The 24,133-nt window shown below is 67.8% G+C and carries 21 protein-coding genes; 14 read left to right on the forward strand and 7 right to left on the reverse strand.

The features are described from left to right. Positions 1–63: 63 nt before the first annotated feature. The 6 genes from glnE to WNM05_RS14380 all read left to right on the forward strand — a co-directional run bounded on the left by glnE (position 64) and on the right by WNM05_RS14380 (position 6,618). On the forward strand, positions 64–2,748 hold the full coding sequence (glnE, locus tag WNM05_RS14355) for a bifunctional [glutamate--ammonia ligase]-adenylyl-L-tyrosine phosphorylase/[glutamate--ammonia-ligase] adenylyltransferase (protein WP_434627864.1): 2,685 nt from the start codon (positions 64–66) through the stop codon (positions 2,746–2,748). A gap of 122 nt (positions 2,749–2,870) precedes the next feature. Further along, positions 2,871–3,794 (forward strand): branched-chain amino acid transaminase, encoded by a 924-nt coding sequence (locus tag WNM05_RS14360; RefSeq protein ID WP_434627867.1) that lies wholly within the window; start codon positions 2,871–2,873, stop codon positions 3,792–3,794. Positions 3,795–3,894: 100 nt separating this feature from the next. Then, positions 3,895–4,095: a zinc-finger domain-containing protein gene (locus WNM05_RS14365; protein WP_434627870.1), complete on the forward strand. Its 201-nt coding sequence runs from the start codon at positions 3,895–3,897 to the stop codon at positions 4,093–4,095. 119 nt (positions 4,096–4,214) lie between these two features. Beyond that, a complete protein-coding gene (waaF, locus tag WNM05_RS14370) occupies positions 4,215–5,252 on the forward strand; it encodes a lipopolysaccharide heptosyltransferase II (protein ID WP_434627873.1) in 1,038 nt (345 codons plus the stop codon). 1 nt (position 5,253) lies between these two features. Beyond that, complete coding sequence (locus WNM05_RS14375; RefSeq protein ID WP_434627875.1) at positions 5,254–5,883, forward strand: TetR/AcrR family transcriptional regulator; 630 nt, start codon at positions 5,254–5,256, stop codon at positions 5,881–5,883. Between the two features lie 33 nt (positions 5,884–5,916). Beyond that, positions 5,917–6,618, forward strand: a complete 702-nt coding sequence (locus tag WNM05_RS14380; protein WP_434627878.1) for a hypothetical protein — start codon at positions 5,917–5,919, stop codon at positions 6,616–6,618. An 80-nt stretch (positions 6,619–6,698) separates the two neighbouring features. On the opposite strand, the gene WNM05_RS14385 is transcribed toward WNM05_RS14380, so the two are convergent. From WNM05_RS14385 to WNM05_RS14395, 3 genes are all read right to left on the reverse strand, one after another. After that, a complete protein-coding gene (locus WNM05_RS14385) occupies positions 6,699–8,645 on the reverse strand; it encodes a helicase-related protein (protein WP_434627880.1) in 1,947 nt (648 codons plus the stop codon). 167 nt (positions 8,646–8,812) lie between these two features. Then, positions 8,813–9,997, reverse strand: coding sequence for an acetyl-CoA C-acyltransferase (locus WNM05_RS14390; protein WP_434627883.1), 1,185 nt, complete (start codon positions 9,995–9,997; stop codon positions 8,813–8,815). Further along, positions 9,997–10,404, reverse strand: a complete 408-nt coding sequence (locus tag WNM05_RS14395; protein ID WP_434627886.1) for a MerR family transcriptional regulator — start codon at positions 10,402–10,404, stop codon at positions 9,997–9,999. The genes WNM05_RS14390 and WNM05_RS14395 overlap by 1 nt, the downstream gene beginning before the upstream one ends. A gap of 135 nt (positions 10,405–10,539) precedes the next feature. Between WNM05_RS14395 and WNM05_RS14400 the strand changes: the two genes are divergently transcribed. The 7 genes from WNM05_RS14400 to WNM05_RS14430 all read left to right on the forward strand — a co-directional run bounded on the left by WNM05_RS14400 (position 10,540) and on the right by WNM05_RS14430 (position 19,853). After that, a complete protein-coding gene (locus WNM05_RS14400) occupies positions 10,540–11,388 on the forward strand; it encodes a 3-hydroxybutyryl-CoA dehydrogenase (RefSeq protein WP_434627887.1) in 849 nt (282 codons plus the stop codon). A gap of 41 nt (positions 11,389–11,429) precedes the next feature. Beyond that, a complete protein-coding gene (locus WNM05_RS14405) occupies positions 11,430–12,932 on the forward strand; it encodes a CoA-acylating methylmalonate-semialdehyde dehydrogenase (RefSeq protein WP_434627890.1) in 1,503 nt (500 codons plus the stop codon). A 54-nt stretch (positions 12,933–12,986) separates the two neighbouring features. Beyond that, positions 12,987–14,147 carry an acyl-CoA dehydrogenase family protein gene (locus tag WNM05_RS14410; protein WP_434627893.1) on the forward strand — a complete coding sequence of 387 codons (1,161 nt, stop codon included), beginning with the start codon at positions 12,987–12,989 and terminating at the stop codon, positions 14,145–14,147. A 145-nt stretch (positions 14,148–14,292) separates the two neighbouring features. After that, a complete protein-coding gene (locus WNM05_RS14415) occupies positions 14,293–15,075 on the forward strand; it encodes an enoyl-CoA hydratase (RefSeq protein ID WP_434627896.1) in 783 nt (260 codons plus the stop codon). Between the two features lie 53 nt (positions 15,076–15,128). After that, positions 15,129–16,247, forward strand: a complete 1,119-nt coding sequence (locus WNM05_RS14420) for an enoyl-CoA hydratase/isomerase family protein (protein ID WP_434627898.1) — start codon at positions 15,129–15,131, stop codon at positions 16,245–16,247. Between the two features lie 27 nt (positions 16,248–16,274). Further along, positions 16,275–17,165 (forward strand): 3-hydroxyisobutyrate dehydrogenase, encoded by an 891-nt coding sequence (mmsB, locus tag WNM05_RS14425; protein ID WP_434627900.1) that lies wholly within the window; start codon positions 16,275–16,277, stop codon positions 17,163–17,165. 165 nt (positions 17,166–17,330) lie between these two features. Continuing rightward, entirely contained in the window at positions 17,331–19,853 is a 2,523-nt protein-coding gene (locus WNM05_RS14430) for a prolyl oligopeptidase family serine peptidase (RefSeq protein WP_434627902.1), read from the forward strand. Between the two features lie 53 nt (positions 19,854–19,906). Here WNM05_RS14430 and WNM05_RS14435 read toward each other — a convergent pair whose 3' ends face one another. Both WNM05_RS14435 and rsgA read right to left on the reverse strand, forming a co-directional pair. After that, positions 19,907–20,770 carry a DUF817 domain-containing protein gene (locus WNM05_RS14435; RefSeq protein WP_434627905.1) on the reverse strand — a complete coding sequence of 288 codons (864 nt, stop codon included), beginning with the start codon at positions 20,768–20,770 and terminating at the stop codon, positions 19,907–19,909. 44 nt (positions 20,771–20,814) lie between these two features. After that, a complete protein-coding gene (rsgA, locus tag WNM05_RS14440; protein WP_434627908.1) occupies positions 20,815–21,840 on the reverse strand; it encodes a ribosome small subunit-dependent GTPase A in 1,026 nt (341 codons plus the stop codon). Between the two features lie 429 nt (positions 21,841–22,269). Between rsgA and WNM05_RS14445 the strand changes: the two genes are divergently transcribed. After that, positions 22,270–22,635, forward strand: a complete 366-nt coding sequence (locus WNM05_RS14445; protein ID WP_434627911.1) for a hypothetical protein — start codon at positions 22,270–22,272, stop codon at positions 22,633–22,635. A gap of 57 nt (positions 22,636–22,692) precedes the next feature. Here the strand turns inward: WNM05_RS14445 and WNM05_RS14450 are convergent, their stop codons facing one another. Together WNM05_RS14450 and WNM05_RS14455 are read right to left on the reverse strand one after the other, a co-directional pair. Then, the gene (locus WNM05_RS14450) at positions 22,693–23,547 is read right to left on the reverse strand and encodes a carcinine hydrolase/isopenicillin-N N-acyltransferase family protein (protein ID WP_434627914.1); all 855 of its coding nucleotides are present in this window, start codon (positions 23,545–23,547) and stop codon (positions 22,693–22,695) included. Between the two features lie 102 nt (positions 23,548–23,649). Beyond that, positions 23,650–24,117, reverse strand: coding sequence for a GNAT family N-acetyltransferase (locus WNM05_RS14455; RefSeq protein WP_434627918.1), 468 nt, complete (start codon positions 24,115–24,117; stop codon positions 23,650–23,652). Between the last annotated feature and the right edge of the window lie 16 nt (positions 24,118–24,133).

Consider the following 24,133-nt stretch of genomic DNA (forward strand, 5'->3'; position numbering starts at 1 on the left):
AGCGCGGCGCCTGATAAGCCTGTTCAATTCCATTGCGCAGGCTCCAAACCGTCCGGAGTCATTATGCCAGCAAACACGAGCGCTGCCATTGCCCGCAGTTGCGAGTTTTCCCATTATCTGAGCCGGCTGCTGGCCGCGCGCCCCGAGGAGAGGCAGCGGCTGGAGGCCAGGCTGGATTCGCCGTTCGGCCCGGAGGAGATGCGGGACTTCGCCGACTGGCCCGCCCTGGCCGAGCCCGAACGACTGGCGCCGGCGCTGCGCCGGCTGCGCCAGGCGACGATGGCCAGGCTGATCTGTCGCGATCTCGCCGGCCTGGCGACGCTGGACGAGGTGGTGTCGACGATCAGCGCGCTGGCCGAATTCGCCGTGCGCCAGGCGCTGGCTTCCGCCTCCGCCTCGCTGCCGCAATACGGCCGGCCGATAGGCGAGGACAGCGGCGAGGCCCAGCAGCTGATCGTCATCGGCATGGGCAAGCTGGGCGGCGGCGAGCTGAACGTCAGCTCCGACATCGACCTGATCTTCATCTATCCGGAAGGCGGCGAAACCGACGGCGCGCGCAAGATCAGCAACCACGAGTACTTCACCCAGGTCGGCAAGCGGCTGATCGCGCTGCTGAACGACATCACCGCCGACGGCCAGGTCTTCCGCGTCGACATGCGGCTGCGCCCGTACGGCGACGCCGGCCCGCTGGTGATGAGCTTCGCCGCGCTGGAGAACTACCTGCTGTCGCAGGGCCGCGAATGGGAGCGCTACGCCTGGATCAAGGCCAAGGCCATCACCGGCGACGCCGATGGCCTGGAACAGCTGGTCCGCCCCTTCGTCTATCGCAAATACCTGGACTACAACGCCTATGGCGCGATGCGCGAACTGCACGCGCAGATCCGCCGCGAGGTGGCGCGGCGCGACATGGCCGACAACATCAAGCTCGGCCCGGGCGGCATACGCGAGGCCGAATTCATCGCCCAGGTCTTCCAGCTGATACGCGGCGGCCGCGACCGCACGCTGCAGCTGCGAGGCACCCGCGCCACGCTGGACAGGCTGGCGGCGCTGCGGCTGCTGGAACCGGACGCGGTGCGCGAACTGCAGGACGGCTACGCCTTCCTGCGCAATCTCGAACACCGGCTGCAATACCAGGACGACCAGCAGACCCAGACGCTGCCGACCTCGCCCGAGGCCCGCGGCCAGATCGCCGCCAGCATGGGCTTCGCCGACTGGCCGGCCTTCGACGAGGCGCTGTCGGCGGTGCGGGCCAGGATCAGCCGCCACTTCGAGCAGGTCTTCCTGCTGCCCAGCGAGGACGGCCCCGGCCACCCGCTGGCCGAGCTGTGGCGCGACGTCGCCGAGCAGAGCCCCGAGGCGAAGCTGGCCGAGCTCGGCTATGCCGATCCGGCGGCGACGGCGCGCCAGCTGAAGGGCCTGGCGCAAGGCCAGCGCTATCTGCAGATGCCGCTGGCCGGCCGAAAGAAGCTGGACGCGCTGATGCCGGCGCTGATCGAGGTGGCCGCCCGCTTCCCCAACGCCGACGACACGCTGTCCCGCATCATAGGACTGATGGAGGCGATCAGCCGCCGCGCCGCCTACCTGGCGCTGCTGACCGAATATCCGCAGACACTGCAGCGGCTGGCCTCGCTGTACTCGTCCAGCGCCTGGGTGTCGGCCTATCTGAGCCGCCATCCGATACTGCTGGACGAGCTGCTGGACGCGCGCGTGCTGTACGCCGCCCCGGACTGGCCGCAACTGGCCGCCCAGCTGGAAAGCCAGCTGCAGCAGGCCGGCGGCGACGTCGAGGCCCAGATGGACGCGCTGCGCCACTTCCAGCACGCCCAGACCTTCCGCCTGGTCGCCCAGGACCTGGCCGGCATGTGGACGCTGGAGGCGCTATCCGACGAACTTTCCCGGCTCGCCGACCTGGTGCTGGACGCGGCGGTGCGCCACGCCTGGCTAGACATCCCGGCCCGCCACCTCGACGTGCCGCGCTTCGCCGTCGTCGGCTACGGCAAGCTCGGCGGCAAGGAGCTCGGCTACGCCTCCGACCTCGACATCATCTTCCTTTACGACGACGACCATCCGGACGCGCCGGAGCTGTACTCGCGGCTGGCGCGCAAGCTGTCGACCTGGCTGACCAGCGCCACCGCCGCCGGCGTGCTGTACGACATCGACCTCAGGCTGAGGCCGAACGGCGCCAGCGGCCTCCTGGTCAGCTCGATCGCCGCCTTCCGCCAATACCAGGAGAAACAGGCCTGGGCCTGGGAGCACCAGGCGCTGACGCGCGCCCGCTTCGTCGCCGGCGACGAGGCCGTCGGCGCCCTGTTCGAGGCCGAGCGCCGCGACATCCTGACGCTGGCGCGCGACCCGGCCGCGTTGCGCGGCGAAGTGCTGGCGATGCGGCAGCGGATGCTGGACAGCCACCCGGCCCGCGACGACGACGTCAAGAACGCGCGCGGCGGCATCATAGACATCGAGTTCATCGTCCAGTACCTGATCCTGGCCCACGCCAGGACCCTGCCCGCGCTGACCGGCAACACCGGCAACATCGCGCTGCTGGCGGTGGCCGCCGACGCCGGCCTGATAGACCGCCAGCTGGCCGACGACGCCCGCGCCGCCTACCGGCAATACCGCCGGCTGCAACACGCCGCCCGCCTGAACGAGCGGCCGGCGGTCGAGGTCGACGCGGCGCTGCTGGCGGCCTACCGCTGCGGGCGGAGGCTCTGGCAACAGGTTTTCGAGCAAGCGCTCGATTTTTCCTGATCCCGGGTTCACAAGCCGGCGCGCGGCGGTATACACTGGTCCATCCACAGCGGCGGCGGCAGCGTCGCCGCCAGCAACGGGCGCCGGCCCGGACAAGGCAAATAAAACAGGAGAAGACCGAGATGTCGATGGCTGATCGTGACGGATATATCTGGTTTGACGGCAAGCTGGTGGAATGGCGCGACGCCACCACCCACGTCCTCACCCACACCCTGCACTACGGCATGGGCGTGTTCGAGGGCGTGCGTGCCTACGAAACCGCGCGGGGCCCGGCCATTTTCCGCCTGCAGGACCATACCGAGCGCCTGTTCCGCTCCGCCAAGATCCTGGGCATGACGCTGCCGTTCACCCCGGAACAGATCAACCAGGCCCACCTCGACGTGGTCAAGGCCAACGGCCTGAAGTCCTGCTATTTCCGCCCGATGGCCTTCTACGGCTCCGGCAAGCTGGGCGTCGCGCCGAAGAAGGACGACGTGCAGGTCATCGTCGCCGCCTGGCCCTGGGGCGCCTATCTCGGCGAAGACGGCCTGGAGAAGGGCATACGCGTCAAGACCAGCTCCTTCACCCGCCACCACGTCAACATCACGATGTGCAAGGCGAAGGCCAACGGCAACTACATGAACTCCATCCTGGCCAATAACGAGGCCACCGCCGACGGCTACGACGAGGCGCTGCTCTTGGACGTCGACGGCTTCGTCGCCGAGGGTTCCGGCGAAAACATCTTCATCGTTCGCAAGGGCAAGCTATATACTCCGGACCTGACCAGCGCGCTGGAAGGCATCACCCGCGACTCCGTGGTGCAGATCGCCAAGGAAATGGGGCTGGAGCTGATCGAGAAACGCATCACCCGCGACGAGGTGTACAGCGCCGACGAGGCCTTCTTCACCGGCACCGCGGCCGAAGTGACCCCGATCCGCGAACTGGACCGCCGCCCGATAGGCGCCGGCGGTCGCGGCCCCATCACCGCCGAGATCCAGAAGCGTTATTTCAGCATCGTCAAAGGCCAGGACGCCGAACACCAGCACTGGCTCACTTACGTAAAATAAGCGGTAGAATCCGCGACTCGCGCGCCAGCAGCGAACGGCCCACCGCCGTCCTGCTGGCGGCGTCTTGTCGGAGACCCGCTTGCCGCAACAAGGAACGACCATGGCAGAACTGAAAGAAAACACCGAACGCTATATCGAAGTCACCCAGCACGACCTGCCGCTGCACTGCCCGATGCCGGACATGAAGGCGTGGAATTCGCACCCGCGCGTCTTCCTGCCGGTGCACAAGACCGGCGAGGCCCTCTGTCCGTACTGCGGCACCAAGTACAAGCTGGTCGGCCCGGTCGGTCATCATCACTGAGCCTTTCGGTCCGCGCCGTCGGCAAAGGGTGTGGCGCGAGCCGCACCTTTTTTGCTTGCCGCCGCCAAGCGCAAGCCGGTTGCCGCAGCCGGCTTGCGCTTGACACCGGAAGCACCCGAATGAAGAAGAAGATCCTGGTCATCGGCCCGTCCTGGGTCGGTGACAGCGTAATGGCCCAGCCGCTGTACCGCCGCCTGCACCAGCTCCACCCCGAACTGGAGCTGCACGTGTTCGCGCCGGCCTGGACCCTGCCGCTACTGGCGCGGATGCCGGAAGTGGCCCGCTCCCATCTGAATCCGTTCGGCCACGGCGCGCTGCGCCTGGTCGAACGCTGGAAAGTGGCGCGCCAACTGGCGAAGGAAGGTTTCGACCAGGTGGTCGTGCTGCCGAATTCGCTGAAATCGGCGCTGATCCCGCTGTTCGCCGGCATCCCGCTGCGCACCGGCTTCCTCGGCGAATCCCGCTACGGCCTGCTGAACGACGCCCGCGAGCTGGACGAGCAGGAACTGCCGATGATGGTGGAGCGCTTCTGCGCGCTGGCCGAACCGCGCAAGAAGCCGCTGCCGCGCCCGATACCCTACCCGCGCCTCAGCGCCGACCCCGCCGCCCAGCGCCAGACCGCAACCCGGCTGGGCCTGGACCTGTCGCGGCCGGTCGTCGCCTTCTGTCCCGGCGCCGAATACGGCCCGGCCAAGCGCTGGCCGGCCCGCCACTTCGCCGAGCTGGCGCGCCGCTTCGACGCCGCCGGCTACGCGGTCTGGCTGTTCGGCTCCGGCAAGGACAAGGAGATCGGCGACGAGATCGCCCGGCTGGCCGACGGCAGCGCCGTCAATCTGTGCGGCGCCACCGGCCTGGACGAGGCGATAGACCTGATCGGCCTGTGCGCGCTGGCGGTATGCAACGACTCCGGCCTGATGCACGTGGCCGCCGCGCTGGACAAGCCGCTGGTGGCGCTGTACGGCTCGTCCAGCCCGGACTTCACGCCGCCGCTGTCCGAGCGCGCGGCCATCGTGTCGCTGAACCTGGACTGCAGTCCCTGTTTCGAGCGCCGCTGCCCGTACGGCCACACCGACTGCCTGGAAAAGCTGCAGCCGGACATGGCATGGCAGGCGGCGCAAAACCTGCTTCCCCCGACACCCGACCTCAGCCAGGACTGAAATGAGCGCAGCGGAAACCACCAGGCCCCCCGAAGAGAACAGCCGCCGCATGGAGCTGGTGCGCGCCGCCGCCGTGCTGTTCCGCGATCAGGGCTACGAACGCACGACGGTGCGCGATCTGGGCAGCGCCGTCGGCATGCAGTCGGGCAGCCTGTTCTACCATTTCCGCACCAAGGAGGAGATCCTGGTGGCGGTGATGGCGCTGGGCATCTCCAGCACCACCGAGCAGCTGGCCGCCGCGCTGGCCGCCGCCGACAACCTGGCCGACAAGCTGGCCGCGCTGTTCCGCGTCCACCTGCATTCGCTGCTCGGCGACAACCAGGCGGCGCTGGAAGTGATGCTGTACGAATGGCGCAGCGTATCGGAAGGCGCCAAGCCCGGACTGGTGGTGCTGCGCGACCGCTACGAGGCGCTGTGGCAGCAGGTGCTGGACGAGGCCGCCGCCGCCGGGCTGGTCAAGCGCGACACCAGGCTGCTGCGCCGCACGCTGCTGGGCAGCCTGCACTGGACCGTGCAATGGTACCGCCGCGACGGCGAACTGGATGTCGATGCGCTGGCGCAACACATGTTGCAGCTGGTCCTGCTCGAACAGCCGGGAAAAACTTGGACAGAAAATGAAAAAATGTTCTAATATCAGCGATATAGGAACATTGGGACTGTAGCAATGGCAAACATCGCCAGCGTAGGCAGCGCTACGACGCAACCGCTCTATGCCGCATTGAACACGCGGCAGGTGCAGTCGTCGCTGGACAACGCCCAGCCCGCCGTCCAGCAAGCCACCTCACAACCGCAAACGCAGGCCGCCGTCCGGCAGAATCCGGACTCCGCCCGCGTCGAGCAGCAGCTGCAGCAGCAACTGACCAGCAGCCAGAGCCAGCAGGCCCAGCAGCAGGCCGTCGCCGCCCAGCAGCAGCAAACGCAACAGACGCAGGCGGCCGCGCAACAGCAGGCGCCGGCCATCGTCAACAATTCCGCCGCCGTGCTGGCCACCGGCCCGCAGCCGGCGGCAGCCGCGGCCGTGGCGCCTGCCGTCAACGGCAACGCCGCGCCGGCCCAAAGCGGCAATGCAGGCAACGCCGCCAACAATGTGACGGCCCAGGCGGCGAACGCGCCGCAAGCGTCGCAGACGGCGTCCAAGCAGGCATCGCAATCGACGAACAATGGCGGCCAGCAACAGCTGAACGCGCCGTCCCAGCCGGCCACGCCGGCTCAGAGCGCCACCGCGCCGGCCACGCAGGCGACGCAGGGCGTCGAACAGGCGCAGCGCCGCAACCGCGGCGGCCAGCTGGCGGTATCGCAATACCAGGCCAACCAGTCGCTGCTGCAACCGAGCGTGTCCAGCACCAGCCTGTCGACGACGGCCTGAGCCCTCGCTCCGCCGTCATCGAACCCCGCCCGAGGCGGGGTTTCGCTTTTTGAGCGCCCGCCTCGCGGCCGATGGGCCGGTCAGCGCCGCCGGCTAGCCGACGGCTTGCCCCGCCCGCCCCTGTCCGGTCGCCCCCTGCGCTTCTGCGCGTTCTGCACCTGCAGCAGCCCGTCTATGCGCTCCGATGTCGACAGCATCAGCATCTGGGCCATTTCGCCGTCGGGGAAGGTTTCCGGCATCCGGTAGCCCAGCCAGGCGTAGGCGGCGTACAGCTTGCAGCTGTCCTCCAGGTATTGCAGCTCGTTGCGACCGCCTGTGCCCATCATCCTGAGCAGCGGCGCGGTCTTGCCGCGGGCGCGCTGCTCGGCCCAATCGTGCAGCGCGTTGTCCAGCATGGCGATCTTGGTCGACACCGGGCACAGGCTGAAAGTGAAGCGGTCCGCCAGGCTCAGCTGCAGGCCGTCCAGCCATTCGGCCTTCTCCATCTGATCGGACAGATTGGCCGGCAGGAAGAATTCGTCGTGCACATTGATATGCTTGGCGAACAGGCCCAGCAGCGGCTTCAGCTTGCCCTCGCCTGTGGCCTCGGCGATGGCTTCCAGATACTTCAGGCTGGGCGCGACGAAGAAGCCGTTGTTCGGCAGCGGCTCCGGCTTCTGCCTGAGCAGCGCGCCTATGGTCTTGTGGGTGAGACCGTCGAAACCGGCGACATAGCCGGTCTCGTGCTTGCCGAAACGGCCGGCGCGGCCGGCGATCTGCTTGGCCAGCGGCGCGGCGATGATGCCCTCGGCGTAGCCGTCCCATTTGCTGGCGGTGGTGAAGATGATGCGCCGCGCCGGCGTGTTCAAGCCCATGCCTATCGCGTCGGTGGCCACCACCACCTGGGTCTCGCCGGCGACGAAGCGCTCGGCCTGGGCCTGCCTCACCTCCGGCGACAGATTGCCGTAGATCGCCGAAACGGTCAGACCCTGTTCTATCGCCTTGTCGCGCCAGTTCAGCACCTCGCGCCGCGAGAAGGCGATCAACACGTCGCCCGGCCGCAGATTCTTCAGCGACAGCAGCGGCGCCTTGTCCATCTGCAGTGCGGTCTTGCGTTCCAGCGTGCGCACCTCCAGCGTGCCGCCGACGCGCGCCACCAGCGACTCTATCGCTTCGCGCGCCTCCGGCGCGCCGACCAGGTAGATGGTCTGCGCCGGCACGCCGCAGACGGCGGCGGTCCAGGCCGCGCCGCGGTCCGGATCGTCCAGCAGCTGGATCTCGTCTATCACCGCCACTTCGACCTGCCGCTCCGGATTCAGCATCTCGACAGTGCTGGCGACGTGGGTGGCATCCGGGTGCAGCTTGCGCTGCTCGCCGGTGATCAGGCTGACGGCGACGCCGGCCTGCTGCAACCGGGTGTAGTTCTCCAGCGCCAGCAGGCGCAGCGGCGCCAGGTAGACGCCGCTCTTCGCCTGCTGCAGATGTTCCATCGCCGCGTGGGTCTTGCCGGAGTTGGTCGGTCCCAGCACCGCGATGAAGTGGCGCTGCATCGCGTAGGCGGTGGCGAACGATTCCGGATAGCGCGACAGATTGACCGCGTCGCGGGTCTTGGCGGCTGCCTTGTCGGCGCTCTGTCGGCTGCGCGCGGCGGCCACCCGGTCCAGCGCGATATTGCAGCGCACCTTGGCGCGTTCGTACTTGGCCATGAAGGCGCTGAGCGCGCGCAGCGGATCGATGCCGCCGACGGCGAACACTTCGCGCGCGCAGGCGGCGAGCTGGCTTTCCAGCTTTTGCCGCGCGGCCTCGTTCCAGCGCTCCCTGACCAGCGCCAGCTTGGCCTCTGCGTCCAGCTTGCGCCACTTGCCGCTCTTGCCGAGAAAGCCCTCGTCCGGCACCAGGTGATACGGTATCCGGTGGCCGTCCAGCTCCAGCTCGCCGTGCACCGACACCGCATGACTGCCCTCGGTGGTGACGATGGTGGCGTTGTGTTCGGCCAGGTAATCGTCCATCTGGATTTCGGGCGGCAATGCGTCAATGGCGTCGGTCATGGCGGCTTTCGTTACGGTGCTAAAGGCGGGCGATGATAAAGCAGCGGGCGGCTATGCGCCAGCGCCGCGCGACTCTATCAAAATCCGCCATCGCCGCCGACAAGGCAAGCGACAAAAACAAACAGGCCGCCGGATATGCCGGCGGCCTGCGATGCGGAAGGACGCGACTAGATCAGTTCGACCGCCAGCGCGGTGGCCTCGCCGCCGCCTATGCAGAGGCTGGCCACGCCGCGCTTGCCGCCGCGCTGCTTCAGCGCCGACAGCAGCGAAATCACGATGCGGGCCCCGGACGCGCCTATCGGGTGGCCCAGCGCGCAGGCGCCGCCATGGACGTTGACCTTGTCGTGCGGCAGCTTCAGGTCGTGCATCGCCGCCATCGTCACGACGGCGAAGGCCTCGTTGATCTCATAGAGGTCGACGTCCTCGGCCTTCCAGCCGGTCTTGGACAGCAGCTTTTGCATCGCGCCGACCGGCGCCGTCGTGAACCAGCCCGGCTCGTGGGCGTGGCTGCTGTGGCCGACGATGCGAGCGATCGGCGTCAGGCCGCGCTTGGCGGCCTCGGCCGCCGTCATCAGCACCAGCGCGGCGCCGCCGTCGGAGATCGAGCTGGAGTTGGCCGGCGTGACGGTGCCGTCCTTCTTGAACGCCGGCTTCAAGGTCGGGATCTTGTCGAGATTGGCCTTCAGCGGCTGCTCGTCGGTGTCGACCACGGTGTCGCCGCCGCGGCCCGGCACCGTCACCGCCGCGATCTCGTCCTTGAACTGGCCGCCGTTGATCGCCCGCTGCGCGCGGGTCAGCGAGGCGATGGCGAATTCGTCCTGGTCCTGGCGGCTGAAGCCGTACTTCTCGGCGCACTGCTCGGCGAACACGCCCATCAGCGTGCCTTTCTGGTAGGCGTCCTCCAGGCCGTCCAGGAACATGTGGTCCTTGATCTCGCCATGGCCCAGGCGCAGGCCGCCGCGCGCCTTGGGCATCAGATACGGCGCATTGCTCATGCTCTCCATGCCGCCGGCCACCACCACGTCGCCGTTGCCGGCCAAGAGCTGGTCGTGCGCCATCATCAGCGCCTTCATGCCGGAGCCGCACATCTTGTTGATGGTGGTGCACGGCGTCGCCAGCGGCAGGCCACCGCCCAAGGCCGCCTGGCGCGCCGGCGCCTGGCCCTGGCCGGCCGGCAGCACGCAGCCCATGATCACCTCGTCGACGTCGCCGGCGGCGACGCCGGCCCGTTCCACCGCGGCGCGGATCGCCGCCGCGCCCAGCTGGCCGGCGGTCAGCCCGGACAGCGCGCCCTGGAAGCCGCCCATGGCGGTGCGCGCCATGCCCACGATCACGATTTCCTGTTGTTGCATCACAGCTCCTTTGCTTGGTTGTGGCCGTTGGCGCGCCGGTCCAGCGATTTCTCGCACTGAACGCGCAACTGGCCGATTTCGGTCAGCACCACCTTGATGTCCTCCATCTGCGCCAGAAGCTGCTGCTCCTTGCGCGCCAGGATGCGTATGAATTCCTGCAACTGCGGCGCGTCGTCGTGCGTCGCATCGTACAGCGCGAACAGCTCGCGTATCTCCTGCAAGGACAGGCCGATGCGCTTGCCGCGCAGAATCAGCATCAGCCGCACCCGGTCTCGCCGGCTGTAGATGCGCCGCTGCCCCGCCCGCTCCGGCTCCAGCAAACCCTGGTCCTCGTAGAAGCGGATCGCCCGGGTGGTGATGTCGAACTCCTGCGCGAGTTCGGTGATATTGAAAACCTGCTCGCCCATGCGTTTGTCCCTTTATCTTCCGACAGCGGCCACGCGCGCCACAGTCGGGTGCTTTTGTGATCATTGTCTGTTGACGTTGACGTAAACGTCAAGTTATCGTGGCCGCAATAGAGCAAATAATCCAGGAGAAAAGAAATGGGCCAGAAAATCGGTGTGGTCGGCGCGGGCACGATGGGCAACGGCATCGCCCAGGCATTCGCGATGAAGGGCTTCGAAGTGTTGCTGGCCGACGTCAGCGACGCGGCGCTGGTCAAGGGCATGGCCAATATCCAGACCAGCCTGCAGCGGATGGCCAAGAAGGAGCTGATCGCCGAGGGCAATATAGACGGCATCGTCGCCCACATCCGCACGACGACCGCGCTGTCCGAACTGGCCGGCTGCGACGTGGTGGTGGAAGCCGCCACCGAGAACGCCGAGATCAAGGAGAAGATCTTCCGCGAGCTGGACGCCGTCGTCGGCGAAACCTGCGTGCTGGCGTCCAACACCTCGTCGATCTCGCTGACCCGCATCGCCAGCTGGGTCAGCCATCCGGAACGCGTCGTCGGCATGCACTTCATGAACCCGGTGCCGGTGATGCAGCTGGTGGAGATCATCCGCGCGCTGCAGACCGGCGACGAGGCCTACAACACCGTGTTCCACCTGTCCGAGGCGCTGGGCAAGACGCCGGTGACCGTCAAGGACGGCGCCGGCTTCGTGTCCAACCGCGTGCTGATGCCGATGATCAACGAGGCGGCCTTCGCGCTGTACGAGAACCTCGCCACCGCCGAGGACATCGACACCGTGATGAAGCTGGGCATGAACCACCCGATAGGACCGCTGGCGCTGGCCGATCTGATAGGCCTGGACACCTGCCTGTCCGTCATGGACATCCTGTACCGCGAATTCCGCGACAGCAAATACCGCGCCTGCCCGCTGCTGGTCCAGCTGGTAGAGGCCGGCCGCCTGGGCCGCAAGAGCGGCCACGGCTTCTACAGCTACAACTGAGCAGCGCCATCAGCCCGCAGACAAATAGAGGAGGCAGTGCCATGAGCCAGTCGGTACCGAACATCAAGCTGTTGATAGGCGGCGAATTCGTCGAATCCAAGACCGCCGAATGGCGCGACATCGTCAATCCGGCCACCGGCGAAGTGCTGGCGCGCGTGCCGCTGGCCACCGCCGACGAGGTCGACGCCGCCGTCGCCGCCGCCAAGGAAGCGTTCAAGACCTGGAAGAAGACGCCGATCGGCGCCCGCGCCCGCGTCTTCCTGAAATACCAGCAGCTGATCCGCGAAAACATGAAGGAATTGGCCGCCATCCTGACCGCCGAACAGGGCAAGACCCTGGCCGACGCCGAGGGCGACATCTTCCGCGGCCTCGAGGTCGTCGAGCACGCCGCCAACATCGGCACGCTGCAGATGGGCGAATACGCCGAGAACGTCGCCGGCGGCGTCGACACCTACACCGTGCAGCAGCCGCTGGGCGTGTGCGCCGGCATCACCCCGTTCAACTTCCCGGCGATGATCCCGCTGTGGATGTTCCCGATGGCCATCGCCACCGGCAACACCTTCGTGCTGAAGCCGTCCGAGCAGGACCCGATGGTGACGATGCGCCTGGTGGAGCTGGCGCTGCAGGCCGGCCTGCCCAAAGGCGTGCTGAACGTCGTGCACGGCGCCGCCGACGTGGTCAACGCGATCTGCGACCACGCCGACATCAAGGCGGTGTCCTTCGTCGGCTCCACCCGCGTCGGCACCCACGTCTACCAGCGCGCCACGCTGAGCGGCAAGCGCGCCCAGTGCATGATGGGCGCGAAGAACCACGCCATCGTGCTGGCGGACGCCAACAAGGAGCAGGCGCTGAACCAGCTGACCGGCGCGGCCTTCGGCGCCGCCGGCCAGCGCTGCATGGCGCTGTCGGTCGCCGTGCTGGTCGGCGAGGCGCAGCAATGGATTCCGGACCTGGTGGCCAAGGCTCGCGGCCTGACCGTCGGCGCCGGCAAGGACAATCCGGACCTCGGTCCGCTGATCTCCTGCGCCGCCCGCGAGCGGGTCGAGGGTCTGATCGCCTCCGGCGTCGAGCAAGGCGCGAAGCTGGAGCTGGACGGCCGCGGCGTCAAGGTGGCGGGCCACGAGGCCGGCCATTTCGTCGGCCCGACGATCTTCTCAGGCGTCCAGCCGTCGATGGCGATCTACCAGCAGGAAGTGTTCGGGCCGGTGCTGTGCCTGATGGCCGCCGATACGCTGGACGAAGCCATCGCCATCATCAACGCCAACCCCAACGGCAACGGCACCGCGGTGTTCACCCAGAGCGGCGCGGCGGCGCGCAAGTTCCAGGAGGAGATCGACGTCGGCCAGGTCGGCATCAATGTGCCGATCCCGGTGCCGGTGCCGCTGTTCAGCTTCACCGGCAGCCGCGCGTCCAAGCTCGGCGACCTCGGCCCGTACGGCAAGCAGGTGGTGGCCTTCTACACGCAGACCAAGACCGTCACCAGCCGCTGGTTCGACGACGAGGCCAGCAGCGGCAAGGTGCACACCACCATCTCGCTGCGCTGATTCTCCTCGGGCGGGCAACCCGCTGCCCGCCCGGACACCGATTGGGAATGGAATATGAATTTCGAACTGACCGAAGACCAGATCGCCTTCCAACAGAGCGCCCGCGACTTCGCCGAGCACGAGCTGGCGCCGCGCGCCGCCGAATGGGACGCCGAGTCCGTCTTTCCGCTGGACGTGATCCGCAAGAGCGGCGACATGGGCTTCCTCGGCCTGTACACGCCGGAAGCCTACGGCGGCCTGGGCCTGTCGCGGCTGGACTCCGCCATCGTCTTTGAAGAGCTGGCCGCCGGCTGCACCTCCACCGCCGCCTATCTGACCATACACAATATGGTCAGCTGGATGATAGCCAGCTTCGGCAGCCGGGAGCTGGCCGAGCGGTGGGTGCCGAAAATGGTCAGCGGCGAAGTGCTGGGCAGCTACTGCCTGACCGAGCCGGGCGCCGGCTCCGACGCCGCCTCGCTGAAGACCCGCGCCGAGAAAAAGGGCGAGGTCTACGTGCTGAACGGCGGCAAGATGTTCATCTCCGGCGCCGGCAGCACCGAGGTGCTGGTGGTGATGGCCCGCACCGGCGGTCCGGGCCCCAAGGGCATCTCCGCCTTCGTCGTGCCGGCCGACGCGCCGGGGATAGGCTACGGCAAGAAGGAAAGGAAGATGGGCTGGAACAGCCAGCCCACCCGCGCGATCACCTTCGACAACGTCGAGATCCCGGTGGAAAACCGCCTCGGGGACGAAGGCCAGGGCTTCGCCTTCGCGATGAAGGGCCTGGACGGCGGCCGCATCAACATCGCCACCTGCGCCGTCGGCACCGCGCAGGCCGCGCTGAACGCCGCGCAGCGCTACGTGCAGGAACGCCAGCAGTTCGGCCAGCCGCTGGCCGAACTGCAGACCGTGCAATTCCGTCTGGCCGACATGCTGACCGAGCTGGTCGCCGCGCGCCAGATGGTGCGCCTGGCCGCCTGGAAGCTGGACCAGGCCAGCCCCGACGCCTCCGCTTATTGCGCGATGGCAAAGCGCCTGGCCACCGATCTGAGTTTCAATATCGCCAACAACGCGCTGCAGCTGTTCGGCGGCTACGGCTATCTGCAGGACTTCCCGCTGGAACGCCATGTGCGCGACCTGCGCGTGCACCAGATACTGGAAGGCACCAACGAGGTGATGCGGATGATCGTCGCCCGCAAGATGCTGCAGGACGGCGCGCTGGAAACGCTGCGCTAGGCAAGGCCGGCAAAATCCCTGATGCTGCGTTGCGCCGGCTGGCCGTACTCATATGTACTGTCTGCGCCGGCGCGCCTTGCCTCAGCCGCTGCGCTGGATTTTTCCAGCCTTGCCAGTTCAAAACAGAATTCATAAAGGTATGAATATGAATAGCTACGCCCACCTGAACGTGGAAAAACGCGGCCACACCGCCGTGGTGACGATAGACAATCCGCCGGCCAACACCTGGAACCGCGACAGTCTCGCCGCGCTGAGGCAGCTGGTGGCCGACCTCAACGCCGACCGCGACATCTACGCGCTGGTGATCACCGGCCAGGGCGGCAAGTTCTTCTCCGCCGGCGCCGACCTGAACATGTTCGCCGATGGCGACAAGAAGGTGGCCACCGAGATGAGCATGCTGTTCGGCGAGGCCTTCGAGGCGCTGTCGGCTTTTCGCGGCGTCAGCATCGCCGCCATCAACGGCTACGCGATGGGCGGCGGCCTGGAGTGCGCGCTGGCCTGCGACATCCGCATCGCCGAGGAACAGGCGCAGATGGCGCTGCCGGAGGCCGGCGTCGGCCTCCTGCCCTGCGCCGGCGGCACCCAGAACCTGCCGTGGCTGGTCGGCGAAGGCTGGGCCAAGCGGATGATCCTGTGCGGCGAGCGCGTCAACGCCGCCACCGCCGAACGCATCGGCCTGGTCGAACAGGTCGTGGCCACCGGCCAGGCGCTGGACGCCGCGCTGAAGCTGGCCGACGGCGTCGCCAAGCAGTCGCCGTCGTCGGTCGGCGTATGCAAGCAGCTGGTCCAGGCCGCCCGCCTGCAGCCGCCTGCCTGGAATCTGATCAAGGAACGCGAGGCCTTCATCAAGCTGTTCGACACCCAGGACCAGGCCGAAGGCACCCGCGCCTTCCTGGAAAAGCGCGCGCCGAACTGGAAAAACGCCTGATCCCGACCACTCCGGCCGGACCGCGTCCGGCCATCGCCCGCCAGAGGTCCGCCATGCAAGACGTGGTACTGTTTGACGAACTGCCCACCGGCGACGGCCGCCGCATCGCCATCGCCACCCTGAACGCCGAAAAATCGCTGAACGCGCTGACGCTGGACATGATACGGCGGCTGGACGCCCGCCTGACCATCTGGGAACGCGACGCCGGCATCGTCGCCGTGGTGCTGCGCGGCGCCGGCGAGCGCGCCTTCTGCGCCGGCGGCGACGTGCGCAGCCTGCGCGAGCAACTGATCGCCGAACCGCACTACCCGCATCCGCACGCGGTGGCCTTCTTCGCCGAGGAATACACGCTGGACTACCGGATACACCGTTATCCGAAGCCGCTGATCGTCTGGGGCGGCGGCATCGTCATGGGCGGCGGCCTGGGCCTGATGGCCGGCGCCGGCCACCGCGTGGTGACGCCGGCCACCCGCATCGCGATGCCGGAAATCACCATAGGCCTGTATCCGGATGTCGGCGGCAGCTGGTTCCTGCAGCGGATGCCGGCCCATCTTGGCCTGTTCCTGGCGCTGACCGGCGCGCCGCTGAACGCCCACGACGCGCTGATCGCCAATCTGGCCGACCACGTGCTGGCCGCCGATGCCTACCCGGCGCTGCTGGAGACGCTGCAAAAGGCGGACTGGAGCGGCGACGCGCACCGGCATCCGGCCCAGGTCAGCGCCCTGCTGAACCAGCTGGAAGGCCAGCTCGGCGACGCTCTGCCGGCGTCCAACGTCGAGCGCAATCTGCTGGCGGTGCACCGGCTGATGAACCGCGGCGACCTCGCCGCCGTCGCCGCCGCGCTGAACGAGACCGCCTTCGAGGACCCGTGGCTGGCCGACGCCGCCAGAAACTTCCGCCACGGCTGCCCGACCTCGGCCGCCGTCAGCTGGGAAATCCTGCGCCGATCCAAGCATATGTCGCTGGCCGAGGCGCTGCGGATGGAGCTGATCCTGTCGGTCAACTTCTGCGCCCGCTCCGACTTCCCGGAAGGCGTGCGCGCGCTCTTGGTCGACAAGGACCGCAATCCGCGCTGGAGCCGGCAGCTGGCCGACATCGACCAGGCCTGGGTGGACGGCCATTTCGATTCGCCGTGGCGCGGCGGCGACCATCCGCTGGCCGGATTGAAATAACGACAACAAGACACAGAGGAGAACAGCATGGAAAACATCGCCTTCATCGGCCTGGGCAATATGGGCGGACCGATGGCCGTCAATCTGCTGAACAAGGGCTTCAAGGTCAGCGCCTTCGACCTGTCGGCCGACGCGCTGGCCAAGGTGGCGGCCGCCGGCGGCCGCGCCGCCTCCAGCGCCGTAGACGCGGCCGACGGCGCAAGCGTGGTGATCTCGATGCTGCCGGCCGGCAAGCACGTGGCCGGCCTCTACCTCGGCGACGACGGCCTGTTCGCCAAGCTGCCCAAGGGCGCGCTGATCATAGACTGCAGCACGATAGACGCCGGCACCGCCCGCCAAGTCGCCGAAGGCGCGCAGGCAAAGGGCCTGTCCATGCTGGACGCGCCGGTCTCCGGCGGCACCGCCGGCGCCGCCGCCGGCACGCTGACCTTCATCGTCGGCGGCGCGAAGGAAGACCTGGCCCGCGCCCGCCCGGTGCTGGAGGCGATGGGCAAGAACATCTTCCATGCCGGCGGTCCCGGCGCCGGCCAGACCGCCAAGATCTGCAATAACATGCTGCTGGGCATCCTGATGGCCGGCACCGCCGAGGCGCTGGCGCTGGGCGTCAAGAACGGCCTGGACCCGAAAGTGCTGTCCGAGATCATCGCCAAGAGCTCCGGCCGCAACTGGGCGACCGAGCTGTACAACCCCTGGCCCGGCGTGATGGACAACGCGCCGGCCAGCCGCGGCTACGCCGGCGGCTTCATGTCCGAACTGATGCTGAAGGACCTGGGTCTGGCCGAGGAGACCGCGCTGCAGAGCCACGCCGCGAATCCGCTGGGCGCGCTGGCGCGCAATCTGTACGAGGAACACGTGCACCAGGGCAACGGCAAGCTGGACTTCTCCAGCATCGTCAAGCACTTCCACCGGCTGGACTGAATCGGCGTCGGCCTGGCCGACACAGCCGATATGACATGTGCTACATTAATTGTCCATGTCATTGACTCTTCGCGTCAAACCAACGGGAGCCGGCATACGCCGGCTCCCGTTGCGCATGAGATGAACACCGGGCTCCGCCCGGAAGAAAAACAGAACAGGAACACCATGTCTACATCCCGCATTCTGGCCGGCCACGTGCTGGCCGCGCTGGCAGCCTGCACGCTGCCGACGTCGCAGGCGCTGGCCGCCGGCTATCAGCAGCCGCCGGCCAATATACTGAAGGCGATGCGCGCGCCGGCGCTGCCCGGCCCCAGCGTCAGCCCGAGCAAGGACAAGATGCTGCTGGTGGCTTGGCAGGAATACCCGGCCATCGCGCGCGTGGCCGCGCCCTTCCTTCGCCTGGCCGGCACCCGCGTCGAGCCGGCCAACCGCAGCAAACACGATACGCCGGGCGGCTACGGCATCGCGCCATGCGCCGAGAGCTTCAAGCTGGTCGGCATTCCCGACGGCCGGGAAACGCCGATCGCGCTGCCGGCCGGCGCCTGCCCGGATGCGCCGATCTGGTCGGCGGACGGCAAACGCTTCGCCTTCGCCAACACCACCGGCGACGCGGTGGAGCTGTGGGTCGGCGACGCCGCCAGCGGCAAGATACGCAAAGTGCCCGGCATACGGCTGAACCCGATGCTGAACGACGAGCTGCAATGGATGCCGGACCAGAAGACGCTGCTGGTCAAGGCGGTGCCGGCCAAGCTCGGTCCGCCGCCGGCCAGGCAAGGCGGCCCGGACGGCCCTAACGTGCAGGAGGCCGACGGCGAGAAAGGCCAGAGCAGCACCTATGAAACCCGCGACACGCTGTCCAGCCCGCACGACGAGGCGCTGTTCGACTACTACGCGGCCTCGCAGCTGACGCAGGTGGACGCTGCCAGCGGCAAGGCGACGACGCTGGGCCGGCCGGCGCTGTACGACGGCGTCGGTCCGGCGCCGGACGGCAAGCACATCCTGGTTTCCAGCGTGCGCAGGCCCTATTCCTACGTCACCACCTACGAGCGCTTCCCGCACCAGGTCGAAGTATGGGACATCTCGCGTCCGACCCGCATCGGCGTCCACACCGTCGCCTCGCTGCCGCTGGCCGACCGCGTGCCGGTGCATGGCGAGCCGCTGGGCCCGCGCGACTTCTTCTGGCGCGCCACCGAGCCGGCCACGCTGCTCTGGGCCGAGGCGCTGGACGGCGGCGACTGGCAGAACACCGTGCAGGCGCGCGACAAGGTGATGATGCAGAAGGCGCCGTTCACCGCGGCGCCGGTCGAAGTCCTGCGCACCGCGCAGCGCTTCGCCGGCCTGGACTGGAGCGAGCGCGCCGATACCGCGCTGCTCAGCGAAGTCGACCTGAACAAGCACTGGCGCCAGACCCGCATCGTCAACATCGACGACGCCAGGCAGCCGGCCAAGCTGCTGTGGGATCTGTCCTTCGACAATAAATACGCCGATCCGGGCAGCCCGGTGCACCGCACGCTGGCCAACGGCGAGCGGGTGATCCAGCTGGACGGCGACGCCATCTACCTGGCCGGCGGCGGCGCCTCGCCCCAGGGCAACCGCCCCTTCCTCGACAAGCTGGACCTGAAGACGCGACAAAGCCAGCGCCTGTTCCGCAGCGACAAGTCGGCCTACGAACGCTTCATCGGACTGGCCGGCGGCAACGGCGGCTTCCTGACCTGGCGCCAGACGCCGACCGAGGCGCCGAACGCCTTCCTGCGCACGCTGGGGCAGCCGATCGCCGCCGCCCCGGGCGAGGCGTCCTTCTCGTCGACGCCGACCGCCGTCACCCGCATCGTCGATCCGACGCCGGAACTGCGGCAGATCAAGAAGCGGCTGGTCAAGTACAAACGCGCCGACGGCCTGGACCTGTCGTTCACACTGTACACGCCGCCGGGCTATAAGGAAGGCACCCGCGTGCCGGCCATCCTGAACGCCTATCCGCTGGACTACGCCGACGCCGCCAGCGCCGGCCAGGTCAGCGGCTCGCAGCAGACCTTCACCCGGCTCTACCAGTACAAATACCTGCTGCTGGCCGGCTACGCCATCATCGACCAGGCCTCGTTCCCGGTGGTCGGCGACCCCAAGGCCGCCTACGACAGCTATCTGGACCAGCTGAAGATGGACGCCGAGGCCGCGGTCGGCGAGGCGGTGAAGCTCGGCGTCGTCGATCCGGACCGCGTCGCCGTCACCGGCCACAGCCACGGCGCGCTGATGACGGCCAATCTGCTGGCCCACACCGACCTGTTCCGCGCCGGCGCGGCCACCAGCGGCTCGTACAACAAGACGCTGACGCCGTTCGGCTTCCAGAGCGAGCGCCGCTCGGTGTGGGAGGCGCCCGACGTCTACCGCAAGGTCTCCACCTTCTTCTACGCCGACAAGCTGAAGACGCCGATCCTGATCGTCCACGGCAGCGACGACGCCAATCCCGGCACCACGCCGCTGCAGGCCAGCAAGTTCTACGAGGCGATACGCGGCAACGGCGGCACCGCCCGCCTGGTGATGCTGCCGCATGAGCCGCACTGGTACGCCGCGCGCGAATCGAACGAGCAGCTGGTCTACGAAATGCTGAACTGGTTCGACAAATACGTGAAGAACGCGCCGCCGCGCGCGGTGAAGACCGCGCAAAGCCAGCCGACGCCGGCCCAGCCCTGACCGCCGGCCCCGCCTGATCGAACGCCCCGCCCCGCGGGGCGTTTTTGTTGAGCCTAGGCCGGCACGCTGATGCCGCGCCTGACATGCTGCAGATGGGCGACGATGGTGAAGCTCATCAGCGCCAGCAACGACCAGGAGCTCCATTTGCCGACATGCACGACCGACCAGGCGCCCAGCTGGTTCGGATAGCGCCACACGCCGTAGAAGGTGCTGACGTTCTCCGCCAGCCAGATGAAGAAACCGATCAGCACGAAGCCCAGCAGCAGCGGCATCCGGCGCTCGCGGTCCAGCGGCTGGAAGATCACGGTAGCGCGCGCGTAAAGGCCCAGCGCGCAGGCGGCGAGATACCAGCGGTAGTCGCCGATGTAATGGTGGGTGAAGAAGTTGGCGTAGATCAGCGCGGCCATCGCCGCCGCCATCCAGTAAGGCGGGTGGTGCTCGACCCGCAGCCTCAGCAGCCGCCAGGCCTGGACGATATAGCTGCCGACCGCCGCATACATGAAGCCGGAAAACAGCGGCACGCCGAACAGCTTGCTGTAGGCGAAGTCAGGATAGGACCAGGACTGGATGCCGCCGGAGGTCTTGAACGCCTCCAGCGCGAATCCGAGCAGATGGAACAAGGTGATCGCCTTCAATTCGTCCCGGCTCTCCAGCCCGGTCCACAGCATCCAGCCCTGGATGGCCAGCGCGATCAGCAGCAGCAGGTCGTAGCGCGGCACGCCGAACAAGCCGGCGCGCGGCGTCAGGAACACCGCGGCGAAGAACAGGCCGGCGAACAGGCAGGCGCGCGCCTCCTTCAAGCCGAAGAACCAGAACTCGCGGACGAAGCGCCGCCAGCCGCCCGGCCCGCCGCCCCTCGACATCAAATACGCGTCCAGCTCACGCAGATGGCGGCGCTCCGCCTTTCCGACAAACATGGCACTCCGTTCTCATTGGACGTTTCGGAACCGAAGCCGTCATTCTAACGCGACCTGGCCGCCTTGTTTCGCGCCTTCCATTCGCGCCGCTGCTGCTGCCGCTGCAGCGGGGTGCGCTCGTGGCGCTCCATTTCGCGCCGCAGCTTGTGGTAGTTGCGCAGCCGGTCTTCATCGACGCCGGCCCTGACCGCGCAGCCCGGCTCCTCGCGATGGCCGCAGTCGCGGAACTGGCAATGGCCTGCCAGCGCCTCGATGTCGGCGAAGCTGCCGGCCAGCGCGCCGGCGTCCGGCGGCGCCTGCAGCGTGCGCACGCCCGGCGTGTCTATGATGCAGCCGCCGTCCGGACAAGTCAGCAGCGTGCGCGCCGTCGTGGTGTGGCGGCCCCGGCTGTCGTCGGCCCTGACCCCGCCCGTCGCCTGCGCGTCCTCGCCCAGCAGCGTGTTGCTGAGCGTGGACTTGCCGGCGCCGGACGAGCCCAGCAGCACCAGCGTCTGCCCCGCGCCCAGCCAGGGCCGCAAGACGTCGCGGCAGGCCGGGTCGGTGCCGTTCAACAACAGTATCGGCGGCAGCGGACGCAGCCGCCCCTCCAGTTCGGCCAGCCTGGCCTCGGCATCCGCGCACAGGTCGGCCTTGCTCAGCACCACCACCGGCGCCACGCCGGCCGCCGCCGCCAGACCCAGATAGCGCTCCAGCCGCCGCGGATTGTAATCGCCGTCCAGCCCCATCACCAGCAAGGCGGTGTCGACATTGCTGGCGTAGGTCTGGCGCACACCCTCGTCGTTGACGCGGACCAGCTGGTTGAACGGTTCCAGACGCTCGAGCAGACGCCAAGGCTCATGCGCCCGCGGCTGGCACAGCACCCAGTCGCCGACCGCCAGCTCGGCGTGGACGCCGGGCAAGGCGTGAGCCAGGCGCTCTCCGTCGCCGTCGTGCACCGACGCGCAGTCGCGCTGCACGCGGCACACGCGCGCCAGTTGCAGATCGTCTTCGCCGGCCAGCGCCAGCGCCTGTTGCAACAATACCGGCGTCAGGCCTATGGCGGCCAGACGCGGAAAATCGAAATTCAGCATTGAAACTCCCGCGAACGCTCGCAAGCCGACGCCGCCGGGCGTAGCCGGACGCTATCGAGCATTCGGAAATGAATAGGGGAAACGCGCCTGTCGGGCAGGCTGATCACCGCGCGGATGCGGTGGAGGGAATGCCGGGGAACGGTCGCCGAACGGCGCCGCTTACAACGGGAAAACTTTCAGGAAATGAAACGACCGGGGCAACGGTTCAGCCGGCACGCCCTGCGAATGAAATATCTCGGCTCATTGGCTTCTCCTTTGCGCTGACTGAAAGATTTTCAGATTATGCTGATTGAAAATCGCGCGCGCAAGCGGAATCATCTCGATGTGCCATCCGGGCTTGGGAAAAAAATCCGTCGGTTCTATAGATAGAAAACACGCTCGGAGAAGCGCGCATGCCGGCACCCCGCCGTCCACCTGGAGAGTGAAACGATGAAACCCCTGCCGCTATTGATCGCCGCCGCCATCGGCGCCGCCGCCCTGACCGCCTGCGCCAGCCCCGAGGAGATCCGCGCGATGGATCAACGGACCTGCACCGGCTACGGCTTCCAGCCGGGCACCGACAACTACGCCAACTGCATGATGAAGCAGTCCGACAAGCGGGACCAGGAGAGCCGCGATGCGCGCGCGCGGATGGCGCAACCGGCTCAAGCCGCGCCGAACGCGCCGTCCACCACCGTCATCGTCATTCCCACCGACGGCAAGCCCAAGCTGCCGGACTGCCGGATGCAGGACCCCGGCGTGACGCTTAACATGGACGGGATGTGGGCCGGGCCGAACTGTACGCCGGCGCGCTGACGCCTTCCCGCCCGATCTTTCGACAGGCCGGCGCAACGCCGGCCCGTGTCGTTCAAGCTAGGGCAGCAACTTGCCGGCCGGCTGCGCCCAGAAGGCCGCGTCCAGCGCGTAGTCCCGCTCCCGCAACGGCTGGCCCGGATTGGCCAGCAGCAGATGCAGCCTGGGCGCCGCCCCCGCCGGCAGCGCCATCTGCCAGCCGGCCAGCGTGTGCTCGCGGCCGTCGCGCCACAGACTGTCGTCGGGACCGTCGTGGCGGTCCCGGCTCAGCGTCTCGAACTCGGAAAGGGTGTGCGCCGGATGCCGGGCCAGCAGCGCGCCGATGCGGGCGAGCCGCGCCCGGCTGCTCGGGCCGATTTTCTGCTCGCCGTCGAGCAGCGACGTGTCGGCGTAATGATTGGTGTGCGCCAGCACGCCGTTTTGCTGGCGCGTCAGCCGGTAGCGCCCGTGCTGGCCGACTTCCACCTGCATCAGGCCGCCGGCGTCGGCCAGCAGCAGAAACACCGGGCGCGCCCGCGGGAACAGCTGGTCCGCGGCGGCTGCCACCTGATCCAGCGAACCGTAATCGCGCAACAGACGCGTCATGACGCCGCGGCTATCGCCGTCGCCCTGCCGCAATTCGCGCGACAGGCTGCTGGCCTCGGCGCCGACCACGGCCAGGCCTTTTTCATTGACGCCGGCCTTGATGCCCGGCTCGCGGCCGTTGTCGGCGTACAGGCCCAGATAGGCGTAGCCGTGGGCCGGATGGCGCAGGCTCAGCGACTGGACGTGGTCGGGTTTCCAGTCGCGGTTCTTGGCCAGCAGCGTGCCGTCGGCGCTGGCCGCGCCGGCCGCGCCCCACAGCGTGCAGGCATGAGCCGGCAGCAAAGCCAGCATGCCGGCGACGCCGGCCACGACCAAGCATGAATGACGCATCGCCTTCTCCTGCGCATCGAGAGAGGAGCCGATTTTCACATGGCGCGGAAAGCGGCGAGCGCCTGGCTTGCAAACAAATGTTGGAATGAGCCCGAAGCCGCGTCAGACAGGCTCCGATGAAAACCGGTATTCCAGCACCTCGTCGCCATACGCATCGACTTCGCCGGTGGATTTCCAGCCCAGATGGCGATAGAAGCCGTACGAACGCACGGCCGGATCGCTGTTGCAACCAAGAAACAGACGCTCGTGGCCCAGCCCTCGCAGGATATCGATCACCCACGCCAGCAGCGCCTTGCCCACGCCCAATCGTTCGAACGCCGGCAGCAGGGCCAATACGACGATCTCCCCGCTGTCTGCGTCGCCGAAACCATAGCCGACGATGCAGCCGTCGGACTCCGCCACCACGCCGGGCAGCTCGCCGTCGGCGACGCCCTGCGCCCAGTTTTCCCGCGTGATGCCCAATTCGTTCAGGCGGGTCTCCGAAATGGCGTTCTCGCGGGTCTGGCCGCGGATGACGATGCAGGCCGCCACGTCGTCGGGACGGGCGCTTCGATAGCTGACGCTGCTCATTGGCTTTTCTCTTTAA

This window comes from Chromobacterium sp. CV08, from assembly GCF_051129845.1.
GTDB lineage: Bacteria > Pseudomonadota > Gammaproteobacteria > Burkholderiales > Chromobacteriaceae > Chromobacterium.